Raw genomic sequence first — 2300 nt, forward strand, 5'->3', positions numbered from 1 at the left:
GCAGGCCGTCGCGCTGATCGGCAGCGGTGACGCCGGGGTGTACGCGATGGCCTCGCCCGCGCTGGCGGAGGCGTCGGACGACATCGACGTGGTCGGTGTCCCGGGCGTGACGGCCGCGTTGGCCGCCGCCGCGATCCTCGGGGCGCCGCTCGGCCACGACCACGTCTCCATCAGCCTGTCCGATCTGCACACGCCGTGGGAGGTCATCGAGCGGCGGGTGCGGGCCGCGGCCGGGGCGGACATCGTGGTGACGTTCTACAACCCCCGCAGCCGGGGCCGTGACTGGCAGCTCCCGAAGGCCCTCGCGATCCTCGCCGAGCACCGGGAACCGGCCACGCCGGTCGGTGTCGTACGGAACGCCTCGCGGCCGGACGAATCCAGCCGACTGACGACACTGGCCGCGCTGGACCCGGCGACGGTCGACATGATGACAGTGGTGACCGTGGGCAACACGGCCACCCGGGACATCGCGGGACGCATGGTGACGCCTCGCGGGTACCGCTGGCAGGCGGATCGGGCAGCGCAGGAGGTGGCCGAATGATCCCTGTGGACCGGGTGGTTCATCCGATCGAGGTGGAGTCCTACCGGCGGATGCGCGCCCGACTGGACACCTCGCGCCTCCCGCCGCTGACCCGTGCGGTCGTGGAGCGGGTCGTCCACTCCGCGGCCGATCTGGAGTACGCGTCCGATCTCGTCCTGGACGAGGGGGAGTTGGCGAAGGCGCACAGCGCGCTGCACGCGGGGGCGCCGGTGGTCGTGGACGTGGCGATGGTCGCGGCCGGGATCACGCAGCTCCGGACCGTGTGCCGGCTCAAGGACGCCAAGTCCGGGCCGGGGCTGACCCGTTCGGCGCACGCGATCCGGCTCGCCTACGAGGAGGTCGGGCCCGGCGCCCTGTGGGTGATCGGCAACGCGCCCACCGCCCTGGAGGAGTTGCTGACGCTGGACGTCTCCCCCGCACTCGTCATCGGGCTGCCGGTCGGTTTCGTCGGCGCGGTCGAGTCTAAGGCCGCGTTGCGCGAGAGCGGGCTGCCCGCCGTGAGCAACGTGTCCGAGAAGGGCGGTTCGGCGGTCGCCGCGGCTGCCCTCAACGCCCTGCTGTACCACCCCACATCACCGTCCGAATCACCGTCCGAGGAGAAATCGTGACCACCCCGCCGCCCGCCCTGCTCATCGCCGGACACGGCACCCGGGACGAGGCCGGAGCCGAGGCGTTCCGGTCCTTCGTACGGGAGTTGGGCCGTCGCCATCCCGAACTGCCCGTCGCGGGCGGCTTCATCGAGCTGTCGCCGCCGCCGCTGGGCGACGCGGTGGCCGAGCTGGTGGAGCGCGGGGTGCGCCGGTTCGCCGCCGTACCGCTGATGCTGGTGTCCGCCGGGCACGCCAAGGGGGACATCCCGGCGGCGCTGGCCCGGGAGAAGGAGCGGCACACGGGGATCTCCTACACGTACGGCCGTCCGCTGGGCCCGCACCCGTCGCTGCTGAAGGTGCTGGAGCGGCGGCTCGACGAGGCGCTCGGCGAGTCGGCGCGCACGCCCGAGGACCGGGCCGACGTGACCGTGCTGCTCGTGGGGCGTGGTTCGACTGACCCGGACGCCAACGCCGAGGTGCACAAGGCGGCGCGGCTGCTGTGGGAGGGGCGCGGGTACGCGGGTGTGGAGCCGGCGTTCGTGTCGCTGGCGGCGCCGGACGTGCCGAGCGGCCTGGACCGGTGTGTGAAGCTGGGCGCGCGACGGATAGTCGTGCTGCCGTACTTCCTGTTCACGGGCATCCTGCCGGAGCGGGTGCGGCAGCAGACGGAGGGCTGGGCGGCGGCGCACCCGGAGACCGAGGTACGGTCGGCCGAAGTCATCGGTCCGGAGCCGGAGTTGCTCGACCTGGTGATGGAGCGGTACCGGGAGGCGGTCAAGGGTGATCTGCGGATGAACTGCGACTCGTGTGTGTACCGCATCGCGCTGCCCGGTTTCGAGGACAAGGTGGGGCAGCCGCAGCAGCCGCACTTCCACCCGGACGACGACGGTCACGACCACGACGGTCACCACCACGGGCATCACCATCACGGTGGGCACGCCCATGCACACTGACAGAGCCCACGACCCCACGCGCGAAACCCATGATCTCCGTCATCACGGTGACGCCGAAGTCCGGGACGACGGCGCCCAGTTGATCGACCTGGCGGTGAACGTCCGCGCGAACACGCCCCCCGCGTGGCTGCGCGAGCGAATAGCCGACTCACTGACCGGTCTTGCCGCCTACCCCGACGGGCGGGCGGCGCGGGCGGCGGTCGCGGCGCGGCACGG

The 2300-nt window shown here is 72.4% G+C and carries 3 protein-coding genes and 1 pseudogene; all 4 read left to right on the plus strand.

Annotated features, from left to right (window positions below; genetic code table 11):
* Positions 1-541 (plus strand): precorrin-3B C(17)-methyltransferase (locus tag R6V09_RS51200; RefSeq protein ID WP_317888261.1); only part of this gene is annotated, 541 nt, incomplete at its 5' end.
* Between the two features lie 5 nt (positions 542-546).
* Entirely contained in the window at positions 547-1149 is a 603-nt protein-coding gene (locus R6V09_RS51205) for a precorrin-8X methylmutase (RefSeq protein WP_317888263.1), read from the plus strand.
* The gene (locus R6V09_RS51210; protein WP_317888262.1) at positions 1146-2084 is read left to right on the plus strand and encodes a sirohydrochlorin chelatase; all 939 of its coding nucleotides are present in this window, start codon (positions 1146-1148) and stop codon (positions 2082-2084) included. Before R6V09_RS51205 ends, R6V09_RS51210 begins: the two co-directional genes overlap by 4 nt.
* Positions 2074-2300: pseudogene (locus tag R6V09_RS51215) on the plus strand (Rv2231c family pyridoxal phosphate-dependent protein CobC); the annotation flags it as partial. The gene R6V09_RS51210 and the pseudogene R6V09_RS51215, both read left to right, overlap by 11 nt.

The organism is Streptomyces sp. W16, assembly GCF_033194735.1.
GTDB lineage: Bacteria > Actinomycetota > Actinomycetes > Streptomycetales > Streptomycetaceae > Streptomyces.